Annotated in this window: 14 protein-coding genes, 7 tRNA genes and 2 rRNA genes (1 of these 23 only partly in view); 21 read left to right on the top strand and 2 right to left on the bottom strand. The window is 47.5% G+C overall.

Going from position 1 to position 18,300, the window contains the following annotated elements; all coding sequences use genetic code 11:
• The 16 genes from EXIG_RS00880 to glmS form a co-directional block, all read left to right on the top strand.
• Window positions 1–2,055 (top strand): 23S ribosomal RNA (locus EXIG_RS00880); it begins 860 nt to the left of the window's first position.
• Between the two features lie 47 nt (window positions 2,056–2,102).
• Window positions 2,103–2,218 (top strand): 5S ribosomal RNA (gene rrf, locus EXIG_RS00885).
• Between the two features lie 17 nt (window positions 2,219–2,235).
• A tRNA-Asn gene (locus EXIG_RS00890) sits at window positions 2,236–2,310 on the top strand.
• Between the two features lie 2 nt (window positions 2,311–2,312).
• A tRNA-Glu gene (locus tag EXIG_RS00895) sits at window positions 2,313–2,387 on the top strand.
• Window positions 2,388–2,399: 12 nt separating this feature from the next.
• Window positions 2,400–2,472 (top strand) — tRNA-Thr (locus EXIG_RS00900).
• 34 nt (window positions 2,473–2,506) lie between these two features.
• Window positions 2,507–2,590 (top strand) — tRNA-Tyr (locus tag EXIG_RS00905).
• 4 nt (window positions 2,591–2,594) lie between these two features.
• Window positions 2,595–2,667 (top strand) — tRNA-Lys (locus tag EXIG_RS00910).
• Window positions 2,668–2,673: 6 nt separating this feature from the next.
• Window positions 2,674–2,745: transfer RNA gene (locus EXIG_RS00915), tRNA-Gly, on the top strand.
• Window positions 2,746–2,758: 13 nt separating this feature from the next.
• Window positions 2,759–2,834, top strand: a tRNA-Ala gene (locus tag EXIG_RS00920).
• A 221-nt stretch (window positions 2,835–3,055) separates the two neighbouring features.
• Window positions 3,056–3,964, top strand: a complete 909-nt coding sequence (gene rocF, locus EXIG_RS00925) for an arginase (RefSeq protein ID WP_012369047.1) — start codon at window positions 3,056–3,058, stop codon at window positions 3,962–3,964.
• Between the two features lie 126 nt (window positions 3,965–4,090).
• Complete coding sequence (gene sigW, locus EXIG_RS00930) at window positions 4,091–4,654, top strand: RNA polymerase sigma factor SigW (protein WP_012369048.1); 564 nt, start codon at window positions 4,091–4,093, stop codon at window positions 4,652–4,654.
• Between the two features lie 21 nt (window positions 4,655–4,675).
• A complete protein-coding gene (locus EXIG_RS00935; RefSeq protein ID WP_012369049.1) occupies window positions 4,676–5,290 on the top strand; it encodes an anti-sigma factor in 615 nt (204 codons plus the stop codon).
• A gap of 80 nt (window positions 5,291–5,370) precedes the next feature.
• Window positions 5,371–6,231 (top strand): diadenylate cyclase CdaA, encoded by an 861-nt coding sequence (cdaA, locus tag EXIG_RS00940; RefSeq protein ID WP_012369050.1) that lies wholly within the window; start codon window positions 5,371–5,373, stop codon window positions 6,229–6,231.
• Entirely contained in the window at window positions 6,231–7,517 is a 1,287-nt protein-coding gene (locus EXIG_RS00945; RefSeq protein ID WP_012369051.1) for a CdaR family protein, read from the top strand. The genes cdaA and EXIG_RS00945 overlap by 1 nt, the downstream gene beginning before the upstream one ends.
• A gap of 29 nt (window positions 7,518–7,546) precedes the next feature.
• On the top strand, window positions 7,547–8,902 hold the full coding sequence (gene glmM, locus EXIG_RS00950) for a phosphoglucosamine mutase (RefSeq protein WP_012369052.1): 1,356 nt from the start codon (window positions 7,547–7,549) through the stop codon (window positions 8,900–8,902).
• 589 nt (window positions 8,903–9,491) lie between these two features.
• On the top strand, window positions 9,492–11,288 hold the full coding sequence (glmS, locus tag EXIG_RS00955) for a glutamine--fructose-6-phosphate transaminase (isomerizing) (protein WP_012369053.1): 1,797 nt from the start codon (window positions 9,492–9,494) through the stop codon (window positions 11,286–11,288).
• A gap of 134 nt (window positions 11,289–11,422) precedes the next feature.
• Here the strand turns inward: glmS and EXIG_RS00960 are convergent, their stop codons facing one another.
• On the bottom strand, window positions 11,423–12,685 hold the full coding sequence (locus EXIG_RS00960) for a hypothetical protein (protein ID WP_012369054.1): 1,263 nt from the start codon (window positions 12,683–12,685) through the stop codon (window positions 11,423–11,425).
• Window positions 12,686–12,804: 119 nt separating this feature from the next.
• On the opposite strand from EXIG_RS00960, the gene EXIG_RS00965 reads away from it, so the two are divergent.
• A complete protein-coding gene (locus tag EXIG_RS00965; protein ID WP_012369055.1) occupies window positions 12,805–13,377 on the top strand; it encodes a hypothetical protein in 573 nt (190 codons plus the stop codon).
• Between the two features lie 61 nt (window positions 13,378–13,438).
• Window positions 13,439–14,038, top strand: a complete 600-nt coding sequence (locus EXIG_RS00970) for a short chain dehydrogenase (protein ID WP_012369056.1) — start codon at window positions 13,439–13,441, stop codon at window positions 14,036–14,038.
• A gap of 45 nt (window positions 14,039–14,083) precedes the next feature.
• Here the strand turns inward: EXIG_RS00970 and EXIG_RS00975 are convergent, their stop codons facing one another.
• A complete protein-coding gene (locus tag EXIG_RS00975; RefSeq protein WP_012369057.1) occupies window positions 14,084–14,266 on the bottom strand; it encodes a hypothetical protein in 183 nt (60 codons plus the stop codon).
• 145 nt (window positions 14,267–14,411) lie between these two features.
• Here EXIG_RS00975 and EXIG_RS00980 point away from each other — a divergent pair, with 145 nt between their 5' ends.
• From EXIG_RS00980 to cas5c, 3 genes are all read left to right on the top strand, one after another.
• A complete protein-coding gene (locus EXIG_RS00980) occupies window positions 14,412–14,972 on the top strand; it encodes an isochorismatase family protein (protein WP_012369058.1) in 561 nt (186 codons plus the stop codon).
• Window positions 14,973–15,260: 288 nt separating this feature from the next.
• Complete coding sequence (locus EXIG_RS00985; protein ID WP_012369059.1) at window positions 15,261–17,582, top strand: CRISPR-associated helicase/endonuclease Cas3; 2,322 nt, start codon at window positions 15,261–15,263, stop codon at window positions 17,580–17,582.
• 15 nt (window positions 17,583–17,597) lie between these two features.
• Window positions 17,598–18,296, top strand: a complete 699-nt coding sequence (cas5c, locus tag EXIG_RS00990; protein WP_012369060.1) for a type I-C CRISPR-associated protein Cas5c — start codon at window positions 17,598–17,600, stop codon at window positions 18,294–18,296.
• Window positions 18,297–18,300 lie beyond the last annotated feature (4 nt).

Here is an 18,300-nt window from a genome sequence, read left to right on the forward strand (position 1 = left end):
CCCCGAAATAGCTTTAGGGCTAGCCTCGAGGTTGAGAGTTCCGGAGGTAGAGCACTGATTGGACTAGGGGCCCCCACAGGGTTACCGAATTCAGTTAAACTCCGAATGCCGGCAACTTATACTCGGGAGTCAGACTGCGAGTGATAAGATCCGTAGTCAAGAGGGAAACAGCCCAGACCGCCAGCTAAGGTCCCAAAGTGTATGTTAAGTGGAAAAGGATGTGGCGCTGCCTAGACAGCTAGGATGTTGGCTTAGAAGCAGCCACCATTCAAAGAGTGCGTAATAGCTCACTAGTCGAGTGGCGCCGCGCCGAAAATGTAACGGGGCTAAACATACCACCGAAGCTGCGGATTCCGTAAGGAATGGTAGGGGAGCGTTCCAAACCGCTGTGAAGCTGTACCGGAAGGAGCAGTGGAGCGTTTGGAAGTGAGAATGCCGGTGTGAGTAGCGAAAAGAGGGGTGAGAATCCCCTCCGTCGAAAGCCCAAGGTTTCCTGAGGAAGGCTCGTCCGCTCAGGGTTAGTCTGGACCTAAGCCGAGGCCGAAAGGCGTAGGCGATGGATAACAGGTTGATATTCCTGTACCACCGATCCACCGTTTGAACAATGGGGGGACGCAGGAGGATAGTGACGCATGCGGATGGAAGTGCATGTGTAAGTTTCGAGACCGTCTGATTGGCAAATCCGTCAGGCACCAAAGTCGAGGAACGATGCGGAGTCCCGTAGGGACGAAGGTCACGATTTCACACTGCCAAGAAAAGCCTCTAGTGAGGTGGAAGGTGCCAGTACCGTAAACCGACACAGGTAGGCGGGATGAGAATTCTAAGACGCGCGGGATAACTCTCGTTAAGGAACTCGGCAAAATGGTCCCGTAACTTCGGGAGAAGGGACGCTCTACATGAGTAGAGCCGCAGTGAATAGGCCCAAACGACTGTTTAGCAAAAACACAGGTCTCTGCTAAATCGCAAGATGACGTATAGGGGCTGACGCCTGCCCGGTGCTGGAAGGTTAAGGGGATGGGTTAGCGCAAGCGAAGCTTTGAACCGAAGCCCCAGTAAACGGCGGCCGTAACTATAACGGTCCTAAGGTAGCGAAATTCCTTGTCGGGTAAGTTCCGACCCGCACGAAAGGCGTAACGATTTGGGCACTGTCTCAACGAGAGACCCGGTGAAATCATAGTACCTGTGAAGATGCAGGTTACCCGCGACAGGACGGAAAGACCCCATGGAGCTTTACTACAGCCTGATATTGAGGCTTTGTGCATGATGTACAGGATAGGCGGGAGACGTCGAGACCGGAGCGCCAGCTTCGGAGGAGTCACCCTTGGGATACCGCCCTTCATGCATAGAGTCTCTAACTCGCAGCCGTCATCCGGCTGGAGGACCGTGTCAGGCGGGTAGTTTGACTGGGGCGGTCGCCTCCTAAACAGTAACGGAGGCGCCCAAAGGTTCCCTCAGAATGGTTGGAAATCATTCGTAGAGCGCAAAGGCAGAAGGGAGCTTGACTGCGAGACCTACAAGTCGAGCAGGGACGAAAGTCGGGCTTAGTGATCCGGTGGTTCCGCATGGAAGGGCCATCGCTCAACGGATAAAAGCTACCCTGGGGATAACAGGCTGATCTCCCCCAAGAGTCCACATCGACGGGGAGGTTTGGCACCTCGATGTCGGCTCATCGCATCCTGGGGCTGGAGTAGGTCCCAAGGGTTGGGCTGTTCGCCCATTAAAGCGGTACGCGAGCTGGGTTCAGAACGTCGTGAGACAGTTCGGTCCCTATCCGTCGTGGGCGCAGGAAATTTGAGGAGAGCTGTCCTTAGTACGAGAGGACCGGGATGGACGCACCGCTGGTGTACCAGTTGTTCCGCCAGGAGCATCGCTGGGTAGCTACGTGCGGACGGGATAAATGCTGAAAGCATCTAAGCATGAAGCCCCCTCCAAGATGAGATTTCCCTTTGAGTAATCAAGAAAGACCCCTCAGAGACGATGAGGTAGATAGGTCACGGGTGGAAGCATGGTGACATGCGGAGCTGAGTGATACTAATCGGTCGAGGCCTTGTTCTAGCAGATGCATTGTTGATGACTTCAGTTTTGAGGGCGCGAGCCCGTCGTCTGGTGACGATAGCCAAGTGGTCACACCCGTTCCCATGCCGAACACGGAAGTTAAGCACTTGAACGCCGAAAGTAGTTGGGGGCTTCCCCCTGTGAGGATAGGACGTTGCCAGGCAATTTATTTTTATTTATTCCGCAATAGCTCAGTGGTAGAGCAACCGGCTGTTAACCGGTAGGTCGTAGGTTCAAATCCTACTTGCGGAGCCAATGGCCCGTTGGTCAAGCGGTTAAGACACCGCCCTTTCACGGCGGTATCACGGGTTCGATTCCCGTACGGGTCACCATTTTTATTTTTTGCCGGTGTAGCTCAGCTGGTAGAGCAACTGACTTGTAATCAGTAGGTCGCGGGTTCGACTCCTGTTGCCGGCACTGTTTTTTCAATTGTATAGTTCCTAGACAAACTGGGGGGGTAGCGAAGTGGCTAAACGCGGCGGACTGTAAATCCGCTCCCTCGGGTTCGGCGGTTCGAATCCGCCCCCCCCCACCATGTCGAGCCATTAGCTCAGTTGGTAGAGCATCTGACTTTTAATCAGAGGGTCGCAGGTTCGAATCCTGCATGGCTCATATTTTGCGGAAGTAGTTCAGTGGTAGAATACGACCTTGCCAAGGTCGGGGTCGCGGGTTCGAATCCCGTCTTCCGCTTTTTTTTATATCTGGGGCCTTAGCTCAGCTGGGAGAGCGCCTGCCTTGCACGCAGGAGGTCAGCGGTTCGATCCCGCTAGGCTCCACCAAATATTGCTTAAAGATCTTAAGCGAGTTTCGTTCGTCTTAAGTTTTTTTATACTTGAAATGCCTGGAATTAATGTACGTACGCGAAAGCACTGTGAGTAACTCTCACAGTGCTTTTTTGTCGTTAGATTCTGTATAATCATGCGTCATCGTGTCGAGTTGAACCACCGTCTTGTTACCGCTTACAATTAAGATAACTTACTGAGTAAAGGGGAACAGGTCGATGAACATTGCATATATCAGCGTACCGTATCGTTATGGTCAAGGAAAACCGGGGACGGAGCAAGGACCAGCTGCCGTTGAACAGGCAGGATTACTCGAAACACTGGCAGCAAACGGACAGGAAGCAGTTCGCTACGGGGAAGCGGCTGTTTTGTCTGAAGATGCTGTTCGTGAAGAAGATCCGCAATTAAAACGGCTCGAAGGTGTTGTCCACACGACAAACGATTTACACTTGCTTGTACGTGAGGCGCTGACAGAGCAACGTTTTCCGTTACTCGTCGGAGGCGATCACAGCATGGCGATCGGAACGATTGCCGGTATGCGGCAAGTCGTACCACGTCTCGGAGTCATCTGGTTTGATGCACACGGCGATTTAAATACACCGGAGACTTCTCCATCGGGGAACATTCACGGAATGCCGCTGGCCGTTGCCTTAGGCGAAGGACACCAGCGTCTGACGGAAATCGGAGGGGACGGGGTTAAACTGCAACCGGAACACCTCGTCTTCATCGGATTACGTGATGTCGATGCAGGAGAACAGGAATTGATTGATCGTCTCGGTATCCGTGTCTATGATATGGAAGCGATTCGGACACGCGGGATGGATGCCATCATGAAAGAAGCCGTTGCCTATCTCAAAGAGACGACAGATGCGTTTTATCTCAGCTTTGATATGGACGGGCTCGATCCAAGTCTGGTTGAAGGAACTGGGACACGTGTGGCGGACGGTATCATGCTTGATGATGCGAAGACCGTTTTACGTCACTGTGCCGAGCAGGATGAATTCATCGCAGCAGAATTCGTAGAGGTCAATCCTTTACTCGAAGAAGGAAACGGTACAGCGATTCTTGCGAATGACTTGATTGGAAACTTGCTCCAGTATATGCGGACCCATCGTTTAGTAAAATAATGGATAGAACTTGAACTCTTTTCGTCAGAGTTCAAGTTTTTTTTGTTACAATTCAAATTGAGATGAAACATTATGTAGGTCGACTCCGTATAAGAGATTGACCGCATAGAGCGGGGGGTATTTAAAGTGGAAGAAACAACACTACGCTTGATTGAGCGGGTGAAGCAGGGAGACCGTGATGCATTCGCGGCACTTGTTGATCTATATAAAGAAGGAGCCTTTTTGGTCGCCTTCCGTGTTTTACGGGATCGAATGGAAGCCGAAGATGCCACACAAGAAGCCTTTATCCGCGTATTCACCAAAATTGAATCGTATAATGCCCAGTGGAAGTTCCGGACTTGGTTGTATCGGATCGTGACGAATGTTTCGATTGACCGACTCCGCAAAAAACGTCCGGATTATTCCCTTGATGCCGAGATGTCGGGGACTGAAGGACTGACGTTGTATTCCCAGCTTGAAAGCAAGGACCAGTTGCCGGAAGATCAAGTCATTGATTCGGAACAACGACAAGATGTAGGGGAAGCCATCGCCGGTCTGCCGGAAAAATACCGGATTCCGCTTGTCTTGAAATATGTTGAAGATCTTTCGCTCAAGGAAATCAGTGAGATGATCGATTTACCCGTCGCTACAGTTAAAACGAGAATTCATCGGGGACGCGAAGCGCTGAAAAAGCATTTCGGCAAACGATGAGATGAGAAGGAGGCACTCACCATGACACGAGAAAAAGTGTATGAACGGATACAGGATTATTTAGATCAAAACCAACCTCCAGAAGACTTCAAACGACTTGAAGCGGAGTTGCGGGAAGCGAATGCGATGGACGAGTTCGAAGAGTATCGGCTCCTCGATGCAGAGTTACGCGCGCTTTCAGCACCCAAGCTTTCGGCGGATTTTACATCCCGCGTGCTGGCACAACTGCCCGAACAGGTGGAACAACCGAATGTGACTCCGCTCAGGAAGACATCCCGTTTCGGTGGGAAGATGAAGCAGTATCCGTTGCTTGCGGCAGCCTCGATTTTTATGTTGTTGTCGGTCGGTAGTCTCGGCGGCTATCTGACACAGGAAGAACATGATTTATCGTATACGAATGTACCGGGAATCGTCGCCGAGAACGGTGAAGTTGTCGTACCGGAAGGCGTCACCGTCAACCAGGACCTGTATGTCGAAGGCGGCAATGTCCGGATTGAAGGCAAGGTCAACGGAGACGTAATGACTGTCGACGGCAAAGCGTATACCGCCAGTGCCGGGAATGTCACAGGCGAAATTAAACAAATTGACCAACTCTTTGAGCGGGTCTGGTATGGAATTAAACGAATCTTCGAATGAGTCAGGTGGGACGAGTCTAACTCGTCCCTTTGTGCTATAATGAAAGCTGTTTAAATCAGATGAGATAGGGGGCACGGTTGGTGAATTACTTCAACTGGCAACCACTTCAATTTCAATTGTTGAAACTGGGAGAAAACGTACATTGGTACGATTATATTAACGATGTGATTGATATCGCGGTCGTAACATTCGTCATTTACCGTCTGATGATCATTGTCAAAGGTACAAAAGCAGTCCAATTGATCAAAGGGATTTCGGTCATTTTGATCAGCTGGTTCTTAAGCGGATTCTTCGGACTGAAGACGTTACAATTTCTGCTGAACCAAATCATTACGTACGGTCTGCTCGGGATTATCATCATTTTCCAGCCGGAATTACGACGGGGACTGGAACACCTAGGACGGACAAGTAAATTTTTCTCACGGAGCGCGATCAGTGACGAGGACGAACAAGTCCGGATTGTCGACGCGTTGGTCACGTCTGCACAGTACATGTCCAAACGCCGGATCGGGGCACTGGTCACGATTGAGCGGGAAACGGGACTTAGCGAATATGTCGAAACCGGCATTCCGCTTGGTTCTCAAATCACGAGTCAGTTATTGATCAACCTGTTTATTCCGAACACGCCCCTCCATGATGGGGCCGTCATCGTCCAACAAGGTAAACTTGCGGCAGCCGCTTGTTACTTACCGCTTTCTGAGAGTGCACATATCTCAAAAGATCTTGGAACACGTCACCGGGCAGCCATCGGTGTCAGCGAAGTGACAGATAGCGTGACGTTGGTCGTATCAGAAGAAACCGGTGGTGTTTCCCTTGCCATCAATGGTCGTCTGTACCGGGAGCTGGATGAAGAATCGCTCCGGACGAAGTTACTTGAAACGATTGTCAAAGCTGAACCGACGAATACTTCCTTCTTGAACTGGATGGGGGCGAAAAAATAATGTTCGAAAAATGGTTCAATGAACGCTGGTTTCTTCGCATCGTTGCCGTCTTGCTTGCCGTCATGCTGTATCTGATGGTGGCAGGAACCAATTCGACCGTCAAAAGTGATGCGGCGAGCCTGTTGCCGATCGCCGGTCAAGGCTCAGCAAAGTTTGACGTACCGGTATCCGTCAATTATGATGAAACGCAGTGGGTCGCCTATAATATTCCAGAAACCATCGAAACGACGGTTAAAGGACCATCCAGCAGTTTGACGATGCTCCGGCTCGTTAAAGACTTTGGTCTGTCGATTGACTTGACGGGTCTGGATCCCGGGTATCACCGGGTGCGACTGTCTGCCGACGGGTTTGGCAAAGATGTTGAAGTGACACCAAAACAAGAAACAATTGAAGTATTCCTGGATAAAAAGGTCACAAAAGAAGTGCCTGTTCAAGTGGCACTGTTGAATAAAAACAAAATCGCCGAAGGGTATGTCGTCGGTGAAGCACAGCCGACCCAACAAACGGTCTCTGTGACCGGCGGGGCCGAAAAACTGCAGGCCATCACGGCGATTCAAGTTCCAATTGATGTCACAGGCCGGGCGGAGACGTTTACGGAGTCCTTCAACGTCAAAGCAACGGATGCGAACGGAAATGCAATCAGTGCCACATATGATCCGGAACAGCTGGAAGTGACGGTTCCGGTCTATAAGGAAAGCAAAACGGTTCCGATTAACGTCGAAACAAAAGATGCGGTCAAAAAAGGGTATAAAGTCGTCAAGATTGTTCCGGTCACGACGGAAGCCCGCTTATATGGAACAAAAGAAGAACTGTCACGGATCGGTTCCGTGTCGACGGAAGCCGTTTCCTTAAAAGGATTAACGAAGACGGTCGATCGGACGATCAAACTGATTGAGCCGAACAACGTGACAGCGATGGAACCGACTTCGGTTACGGTCAGCATCGTCGTCGAGAAGGAAAATGCGAAAGCGACGACGGAAACCGTCGAGGATCGGGCTGAGAAAACAATTTCCGGTGTCACGGTAACGCTAAACGGATTTGATGAGTCGAAGTATACGATTGATTATGAACAGACGATTGATCTCGTCGTCCGTGGAAGCGAAGCGGATCTTGCATCGATTGATGCGACAGATATTAAAGCCGTCATTGACGTGACCGGCTTAAAAGAAGGTACACACGGCTTGCCGATTTCGTATCAGACGTCAAAAGCGTTTGACGTACTTCGTCCGGATAATATGGATATCACGCTTAAAGCGGTTCCCCGGACATCGGTCCAAGCCAATTAAATCAACTTTGTGAAATGAGGAAATAGAACATGGGTAAGTATTTTGGAACTGACGGCGTCCGCGGCGTCGCAAACGTAGAATTGACACCTGAACTGGCATATCGTCTCGGTCGGACAGGCGGGTATGTCTTAACGAAACACGAAAGCACACGTCCGAAAGTCTTGATCGGCCGCGATACACGTGTCTCTGGACAAATGCTTGAAAATGCCTTGATTGCCGGACTCCTGTCAATCGGAGCGGAAGTCATGCGTCTTGGTGTCATCTCGACACCGGGTGTCGCATACTTGACGAAGACGATGGATGCGACAGCAGGCGTCATGATTTCGGCGTCACATAATCCGGTCGAAGACAACGGAATCAAATTCTTCGGATCAGACGGCTTCAAGCTCGATGATGCAACAGAACTTGAAATCGAAGGTTTGCTTGACGAAGCCGAAGATACGTTGCCACGTCCGTCCGGTAAAGAGCTTGGATTCGTCCACGATTACTATGAAGGCGCACAAAAGTACCTTCACATGTTACGTCAGACATCAGATGAAGATTTCTCTGGTATCCATGTCGCCATCGACGGCGCGCACGGTGCAACATCAAGCCTCGCACCACGTCTGTTCGGTGATCTCGAAGCGGAAGTCTCGACAATCGGAACGACACCAAACGGTTTGAACATCAACGAAGGTGTCGGCTCGACGCACCCTGAACATTTAGCTGACTTCGTCCTTGAAAAAGGCGCAGACGTCGGTCTGTCATTTGACGGCGACGGCGACCGTTTGATTGCAATCGATGAGAACGGTAAAATCGTCGACGGCGATAAAATCATGTTCATCTGCGGAAAATACCTCAATGAAATCGGCCGCTTAAAAGACAATACGATCGTTGCAACAGTCATGAGTAACCTCGGCTTCCACAAGACGGTCGCAGAACACGGCATGACAGCATTACAGACAGCAGTCGGTGACCGCTATGTCGTTGAAGAAATGCGTAAAAACAACTATACACTCGGCGGGGAACAGTCGGGTCATATCATCTTCATGGATTACTCCACAACAGGAGACGGAATGCTGTCAGGCGTTCAACTTCTGCAAATCATGAAGGCGACAGGCAAAAAGTTGTCGGAACTTGCAGCCGAAATGCCGGTCTTCCCACAACGTCTCGTCAATATCCGCGTGTCGGATAAAAACGGCGCGATGAACGGTCCGGCCGTTCAAGCCATCATTGCCGAAGTGGAAGCGGAAATGGCCGGCAACGGTCGGATCCTCGTCCGCGCGTCAGGGACAGAACCACTTGTCCGTGTCATGGCAGAAGCACCGACGCAAGAAGCATGTGACATGTATGTCGAGCGGATTGCAAACGTCGTCCGTGAAAACTACGCGTTACAAGAAAATTGAGTAAACGGAAGGCGCGGATGAATAATCCGCTCCTTTTTTTGTTGGGACGATTTTCAGGGGAACGGTGACGAAATGCTGTTTTCACACGCTTTTCTCAGGCGGAACGCAAGCTGGCTGTCACCGGGTCTTGCCTGTTCCTGACGGAAGCAGAGCTTCCTTTTCCTATAGAAGTCGCGTGATACAGCACTTCTGTTGTGACAGAATCATCGATAAGCCAAAAAGCAAAGTAAAAAAACGAACGTTTTTTACAGAATCTAGGTATTAGAGGTATCGTTTAGAAAAATATCAGGAATAGTTACAAATACGTTACCTTTCTTGCTTTTTCTAAATAAAGTTCGTATGATTGTAAAGTCGGACAGAAACGGGGTCGGACAGAAGTGAAAGCGCCAGGGCTGACTATGTGATAGGCAGCTGACGAGGTGGGGGTTTATCGAATCATTCGGCGGATGCCTCCCGGTACCATGTCAGTACCGTAAACTCATCTGAAATCGTTTAAGTGATTAGACGGACAGGCAGATGCGTGATGACAACTCTCGACAAGAGCCGTTTCCTCTTCAGGGAAATACTTGTAAATGGGAGAGAATGTATTATGTGCGGTATCGTAGGTATGATCGGACAGGTTAACACAAAAGAAATTTTATTAAAGGGACTCGAAAAGCTCGAGTACCGCGGTTATGATTCGGCTGGTCTTGCGTTCGTCAACGACGGCGTTCAAGTCCATAAAGAAGTCGGCCGGATTGCTGCGCTACGCGAAGTCGTTCCTGCAGAAGCAGACGGTCTTGTCGGAATCGGTCACACACGTTGGGCGACACACGGTGTCCCGAGTGTACCGAATGCTCACCCGCACCAAAGCGCTTCATCACGTTTCACACTCGTGCATAACGGTGTCATCGAAAACGATGAGCAGTTAAAAGCAGAACTCAATGTTGATTTACTCAGCGACACAGATACAGAAGTCATCGTTCAGATGATCGAAAAGAACTTTGCTGAAACAAATGACGTCGTCGAAGCATTCCGTCAAACACTTCGTGTGCTTCACGGTTCATACGCACTTGCGTTGATTGATGCTGAAAACCCGGATGTCTTGTACGTCGCTAAAAACAAATCACCGCTTCTCGTTGGTCTCGGTGACGGTACGTTCAACGTCGTCGCATCTGACGCAATGGCAATGCTTCAAGTCACGGATCAGTTCGTTGAGTTGCATGACGGCGAAATGATTATCTTGACGCGCGACAGTGTCACAATCCAGGACTTAGACGGAAACGTCAAAGAGCGTGAGGCGTATACAGCAGAAATCGATGCATCAGACATCGAAAAAGGCACGTACGCGCACTACATGCTCAAAGAAATGGACGAGCAGCCGGCTGTTATCCGGAACATCGTTCAGAAATACCAAAACGAGTCAGGCGAAATCACACTTGATCAATCGGTCCGTGATTTAGTCCTCGGACGTGACCGTGTCTACATCATCGGTTGCGGAACGAGCTACCATGCAGGATTGATCGGAAAACAATTGATCGAACAAATCGCGGGTATCCCGACAGAAGTTCATATCTCGTCTGAATTCGGCTACAACATGCCGCTTTTGACTGAGAAACCACTCTTCCTCTTCCTTTCACAATCAGGTGAAACAGCGGACAGCCGTGCGGTTCTCGTCGAAGCGAAAAAACTCGGTCACCCGGCACTGACAATCACGAACGTTGCAGGATCAACGTTATCACGTGAAGCAAACGCAACACTCTTGTTGCATGCGGGTCCTGAAATCGCCGTGGCGTCAACAAAAGCATACACAGCGCAAATCGCTGTTCTTGCTGTCCTTGCGTTTGACCTCGCTCAAGCAAAAGGTGTCGACGTTAACTTCGATCTCATGAAAGAACTCGGAAAAATCTCAAGCGCGATGGAATCCGTCATGTCACAAAAAGAACGGTTCCAGGAAATCGCTTCAGAATACTTGTCTGAATCACGCAATGCCTTCTTCATCGGCCGTGGTCAAGATGCATATGTCGGAATGGAAGGGGCGCTTAAGCTCAAAGAAATTTCATACATCCAAGCAGAAGGTTACGCCGGCGGCGAATTGAAGCACGGTCCAATCGCTTTGATCGAAGACAACACACCGGTCATCGCCCTCGTGACACAACCTCACGTTCACCTCAACAACCGAGGCAACGTCAAGGAAGTCGTCGCGCGTGGTGCGAACGCGTGTGTCATCGCAGCAGAAGGTCTTGAGTTGCCGACGGATGCGTTCGTCATCCCGGCAGTCGAGCCGCTCCTGTCACCACTCTTGTCTGTTTTACCGCTTCAGTTGATCTCGTACTACGCGGCACTCGGCCGTGATTGCGACGTTGACAAGCCACGTAACTTGGCGAAGTCAGTAACAGTTGAGTAAAAACAGTTCATCCGCGTGAAAAAATCAAAATAATTTTCAAAGACCCTTTGGACGATTTTCGTCCAAAGGGTCTTTTTAGCATAAAATTAAAATCTATCTAATCACGAGAATAGAATGCCTCTCATCAGATAGGCTTATTTTAATCGATGAATCGTATGAATATCGCCGGTCTCATCAAAATCTACGCTCAAATCCACGGGTTCGGGAATCGAGTCGTAATCCTGTCCTTTCAGTTGAATGATGTGATCGGTAATGATTGATTTACTAGAGCGTATTTTTTCCTGATGATAGGTTAGCTGTTTATCGATATCTTCTTTTTTGCTGGTAATTGTTTTATTTCTTCTGAAGGTCGCATCGATACTGACGTGTTTATCACTGAGTATTTTTTCGAATTTGTGATGGTACTCGGTGATTTGCTGATGATATTTTTCGATATCTGATAACCTCGTTGCATTTGTTTGTGAATCCTGATTCCAATCATTCATGATTTTTAAGCAAATCGACATGACTTCTAAATTTCCGTATCCAATCAATATAGTCTGTTCAAATGATGCGGCGAGTTCTTTTATCTCATCAACCGTTTTATCCAATTTGAATGTTGTTTTTTCTTCAATGTCGTTAGCACTTCTGATTAAAAAATCCAACTCCGGTAAAATTGATTCTAGCTCTTGATAAGAAATGACTGCCATATCTTCTAATTTTACCGAATATCGTTCTTCTTCATCAGGGATACTTGGCAGAATCGAAAGCAGATATTTGATATGGCCTTTGATGATGCCAGCTTTATCATTTTTGGATTGACGAATTAATATATCGATCTTTCGATTCAAAGATGTAAGTTGCTGATTAATCCGGTCCAAATGTTCTTGAGCAGTGACCATGGTCGCGACTCCAAGAGCTAAATTCGCCAGTTGAGCGGGGTTGATTTTTTTAATATCTTGAATTTCGAACTTTGCGTGATGTCTGATTTTATGTTGATGATCAACGGCAAGTGCTCTAAATTGATCCACTGATCCCTTGGCCTTCATAATTCGTAATTCACCGGATGCTAGCTTGGCAAGAGCTTCTTCACTGAATTTGATGATGACTCTCTGTTCTTTTTGAATGAGATTTTTAGCATGTGGCGAAAGTTTAATAATATTACCGACCTGATCTTTTAGACGTTGTGTGACAGTTAATGATTCGGAATGGCGATACGATGTCATATCAGTTAAAAAATATGATTCAATTTCCCAGGGTAGTTCATCGGCATGAAGTTCCGGAACGTCTGTTTTTGCAGGAATCGGTGGAAGCACCGAATCCGTTACAGCATCATGACGACTGAATTTACGGAAAAGTAAATAACTAAAGAGAAGTAAAATGATAATTACAGCTATGATTCCTAAAGCGTTGTCCATGCTAAGCCGCCTCTCATCAATAGTTTGAATGTAACCTGTAAATATATAGTAACTCATTCTGTCGTTAAAATGATAAGTTGATAAAAGACAGAAACGATGTATGGAGGAGGAAACAATACGTGAACAGAAAATGGAACTGGGCAGCCGCGTTTCCGCAATCTTGTACGGATGATGTTCGAGTCGTGGCACGCCTTTTACCGCGCCGGCTCTTTGGAACAGTGACCTGGGGAACGATTGAGGTCACGTTTTACGGAGAACCGTTGATTCTCCCGTACCGCCTGTACTTAAATGAAGTAAAGGAAGAAAAAATTCAAACCCTGACGGATCGCCAACGGTGGATATTGTACTGCATGTACACCCGTCATCATGATGGATATATCCGCGAAAAACATGTCCGCCGGCTGGAACAGGAACAGGCAAAAACAGATTGGGTACTGCTGTATTTAATTGAACTGACCGGAGAATATGTTCGCGAGATTCTCGAACGCATCGAACCGATGTTACAGATTTGGTCCGAAGAACAGCTGAGAACTTTTGCCGCAGCAAACAAGCGTTATCTGCAACGGATTGAACGACGCATCATCAGCTATTGGGACCTGCATCAACGGAGAGATTATCCCGTGTTATGGAATTCCGATTATGTCGGCTTCCGGATTGCCCAGTATTATTGGTCATCCCGTGCTCATTCTTGAAAAAAACTGCCGGGTTACGGTAGGCTGAACACGTAGTTCAGATCAGAAGGGGGATAAACAGATGAGAATTTTAGTAGTCGGAGCGAGCGGCACAGTCGGGCAAGCCGTCGTCGCGCAATTAAGCGAGCGGCACGAGATCATCCGGGCCGGACGGACAGGGATGGATGTCCAGGTCGACATCATGTCGGAAGACAGTATCCGTTCAATGTATGAAACGGTCGGTCCGGTCGATGCCGTCATCAGTGCAACCGGCGGAGCACATTTCGGACCGTTGACGAATTTGACACCAGCGTTGAATCAGATCGGAATCGACAGCAAACTGAAAGGGCAGGTTAATCTGGTGTTGCTTGGACTGGACGCCGTCCGCGACGGCGGCAGTTTCACATTGACGACCGGCATCATGATGGACGATCCGATTCGGCAAGGCGCGTCGGCGGCCCTTGCAAACGGCGGGGTTAAAGCATTCGTCCATGCGGCAGCGATTGAAATGCCGCGGGGGATCCGGATCAACAGTGTCAGTCCGAATGTCCTGATTGAGTCGCTCGACAAGTACGGACCGTTTTTCCGCGGGTTCGAAGCCGTTCCCGCATCGCGTGTCGCAACAGCGTTCGAGAAAAGTGTCGAAGGAGCACAGACCGGGCAAAATTATGAAGTTTATTGAATGAAATAAGGCCGTCCACTTGAATCAAGTGGACGGCCTTATTGTTCAGCTCATCAAAGATTGTAAGTAAAAGACGTTTAACAGAACCAGCGAAATCAAGAAGCAAATCAGCAGATTTTTCAAAAAAACAGGTCGTGTCATTTCGCGGTTCATGATCATCTTGTCGAGAAACAGATTTACAGCCAAGACGATGATAAACGTTACAAAAAAGAGCGGGACTAATTCCATACATAACATCCTTTCCGTCGCCTTATTCAACGCATCCGGCAGACAAAAAGTTTCATTAAGACTTGAAATTGCTGATGAAAAACAGGATTTTCCGACCGGAAAGGGAAAAGAGGGAAGTAAAGAACTTAAAAGGAGGGATAGGCAAATGCGACAAGCGGTGCTAGTCATTGATTTTCAACAGGATCTCGTCGAAGGAACGGCGGAAGAGGCCGGCGTCCACGCGAAAGAAAACATGATTCAAGTGATCAATCAGGTCGTACAGGAAGCAGAAAATGAGGGACATGTCATGATCTTCATCCGGGATCTCGATGTCGCGAACGGACAAGGGGAAGGGTTTGCAGTGCATTCGTCGATTCAGATTCCGGATCAGGCGGTCACGTTTGATAAAGCGGCCACGAACTCGTTCCATGGAACACCGCTTTTGGACTATTTAAAACAGCACCGGGTCGAACATATTGTCATCCTCGGTTGTAAGACGGAACATTGTATCGATACGGCAGTCCGCAGTGCAACCGTCAACGGATTTGATGTGACACTCGTTGCTGACGGACATACGACGAACGGTTCCGATGTCTTATCAGCAGAGCAGATGATTGCCCATCACAATCAAGTCTTGCATGGTCACTATAATGTCGAACATTTTGCGATTGTCCGTCCTTCAACGGAAACGGTGTTTGAACCGATTCATCATCAATACCGGAAATAAAATGGATATCATCTTGATGAAATGGACGCATTTCACACTAATCTTAAGAGCGTAAATCATGAATAGCCTCGTTCACTCGGTATATCGGGAAAGAATGAGACTATTTTTTATTTCAGTAGAGATTAATATCCATGATGTAAATTAAATGTCAATGAGTAGTTTAAAAAAGCCATAACAAAAAAGTGACAGGATACAAAAGAAGAAGATGGTAAAATAATTAAATAAAAGGATTTTTTTAGATGAATAAAATCAGATTGAAATGGGATTTGATGAAAAAGGAGGATATTCATGCGCTACATCGCACATGTACATTCAACGGACGGGAAGATTCAAGAAGTTAAAACCCATCTACTTGAAGCACGTGGACTTGCAGAAAATTGGGGGAAAGATATTGGATTGATGCATGTCTGCGGGGTGGCAGGGCTTTTACACGATATAGGAAAGCTGAGTGATGAATTTCAGACATATATTCGAAAGGCGACATCAGGTGAGCACGTCCGACGTGGGGAAGTCGATCATGCAACTGCAGGTGGAAGACTGTTATTCGAACAACTCAAAGGAAATCGTGGACAACTCCTTGCGGAAATGGTCGCAAATGCGATTCTTTCACACCACGGTAACCTTCAGGACTACTATCTAGAAGAGGAATCACCCTTTTTACAACGCGTCGAACGAAAAGAACTTCCTTCCTATAAAATGTGCCGTGAGCGATTTTTCCAGGTGGTCATCGATGAGCAAGAATTCAATCGCTATGTCGAACGGGCCGTTGACGAATTATATAGCTGGATTTTACGAGATGGCGGTTCGACCGCGCGAGTGTCACTCGCTACGAAATATATATTTAGTATCTTACTAGATGCCGATCGGACGAACACAAGAGAATTTGAACAAGGAATAACAACCATGACGACACAAGTTGACTTTGAAGAACTGAAGAGACGACTCGAAACACACTTGTCTACATTTTCACAGCAGACAGAAATTACGCCAATTAATCGTTTGCGTCAAGAAATGTCTGACGCATGTCGAGTATTTGCCAATCAACCAAGTGGAGTCTATACACTGTCAATCCCGACAGGTGGAGGGAAAACGCTTGCTAGTTTACGTTATGCACTTCATCATGCAACAACATATCAAAAGAAACGTATCATTTATGTTGTACCGTTTACGACGATCATCGAACAGAATGCACGTGTTGCAAGAGACGTACTAGGAACAGATATGATTTTAGAGCACCATTCGAACGTCGTCGAGATAGAAGATGCCTCAGATGATGTAATGGACATTCAAGCGAAATTGCATCTAGCGAAGGACAATTGGGATGCACCGATTATCTTCACGACGATGGTTCAATATCTCAATACGTTTTACGCGAAAGGAAACCGTAATACGAGGCGTTTACATCATTTAAGTGAAGCTATCATTATTTTTGACGAGGTTCAGAAAGTTCCACTCAAATGTATTTCACTTTTCAACGAGTCGGTGAAGTTTTTAAAGGATTCGTTGGAGTCGAGTGTGGTCTTGTGTACAGCAACACAACCTGCACTTGAATTTGTAAAGTACCAACTTCACCAAGATGGAGAGATGATTGATGCGTTACCGCAAGTGATGGAAGCTTTTAGACGAACGGACTTAGAAGTTGTTGAAGGAGAGATGGATACAGCACGTCTTGCTGAGGTTGTGACGAGACAAGTAGAGGAAAAGAATAGTGTTTTAGTAATTCTTAATACAAAAAGTGTCGTCAAAAAACTTTATGAAACATTACGACAGCAACATCCCGATGAAGAAGTCATTCATCTCAGTACAGCGATGTGTGCAGCACATCGGATGGATATCCTTCGAACAATCAATCAGCGACTAGAACAAGGAGAACGTATCATATGTATTAGTACCCAGTTAATCGAGGCAGGAGTCGATGTTAGCTTTGCTTGTGTCATTCGTTCACTAGCGGGACTCGATTCAATTGCACAAGCAGCAGGACGGTGTAATCGGCATGGTGAAGTTGCACGACAAACAGTGTATCTCGTCGATCATATAGAGGAAAATCTAAAACATCTTCCGGAAATTGCCCGTGGTAAGGAAATTGTTCGTGCGATTCTTATTGATTTTCTCCGTGATGAACAGTCGTACGAGGGAAATTTGTTGGGAACAGTAGCCATGACCCGATATTTTCAAGAACTTTATGATGCTTCTGAAGTAGAACTCGATTTCCCAATTCGGGGAACGACATTGACACTCGCTCCGATGTTGTTTAAACCAAGAAAAGTGCCTGAACTGATTTTGTCGAGCCGTCACCGAACGGTCGCGAATCATTTTAAGGTTATTGAGGATATGACCGAGACGGTACTCGTTCCTTATGGTGAAGAAGGAAAACGCTTGATTGCTTCTCTCAATGGACAAGCAGATTGGGAAGACTTGCGTAAATGGTTAAAACAAGCGCAGCAATACAGTATCAACTTGCATGCTCACGAACGAAAAAAATTAGAAGCAACGCAGGGACTGAATGTCATTTTGGATGGCACAGTTCTTGTCTTGAGTGAACGTGCGTACGATGATCATTACGGACTGAACTTAGAGCAGGACTCGTTACTAGAAGACCTTATGATGTAAAGGAAGTGTTGAGACATGCGGAATACGATCGAGTTTAAAGTATACGGTGAGTATGCGTTGTTTACTGATCCACTTACGAAGCTTGGTGGCGAAAAGATGTCGTATCAAGTTCCAACGTATCAAGCAATAAAAGGCATCGTTGAATCGATTTACTGGAAACCGACGATTTTGATTGTGGTAGACGCAATCCGAATTATGCATCCAATCAAAATGGAAGCAAAAGGTATGCGACCGATTGAATATGGAGGGGGGAACTCACTTGCGCATTACACTTATTTGCGTGACGTCTGTTATCACGTACGCGCCCATTTTGAGTTCAATGAGAACCGCCCTGACTTAGTTTTCGATCGAAATGAAGGGAAACATTATTCAATCATGAAACGATCACTCGAAGCAGGGGGACGACGCGACATTTTTCTTGGAGCTCGGGAATGTCAGGCCTATGTAGAACCCATTGATTTCGATTCAGATGACAGCTTCTATGACGGTGCTGATTTGCATTTTGGGACAATGGTTCATGGATTTGATTATCCCGATGAGACCGGAAGGGACGAACTCGCCGTTCGACTGTGGAATCCCGTAATGAAAGATGGCGTAATTGCATTTCCGAGACCGGAAACGTGTTCGCTCGTCAAGACGGTAAAATCGATGTCTGCTAAGCCGTTTGATGCGTCGAACATGACGGGGGTCGTAGAACTGTATGAACAACTCTAGAGGA

Origin of the sequence: Exiguobacterium artemiae 255-15, from assembly GCF_000019905.1 — a bacterium.
Classification (GTDB): domain Bacteria; phylum Bacillota; class Bacilli; order Exiguobacteriales; family Exiguobacteriaceae; genus Exiguobacterium_A; species Exiguobacterium_A artemiae.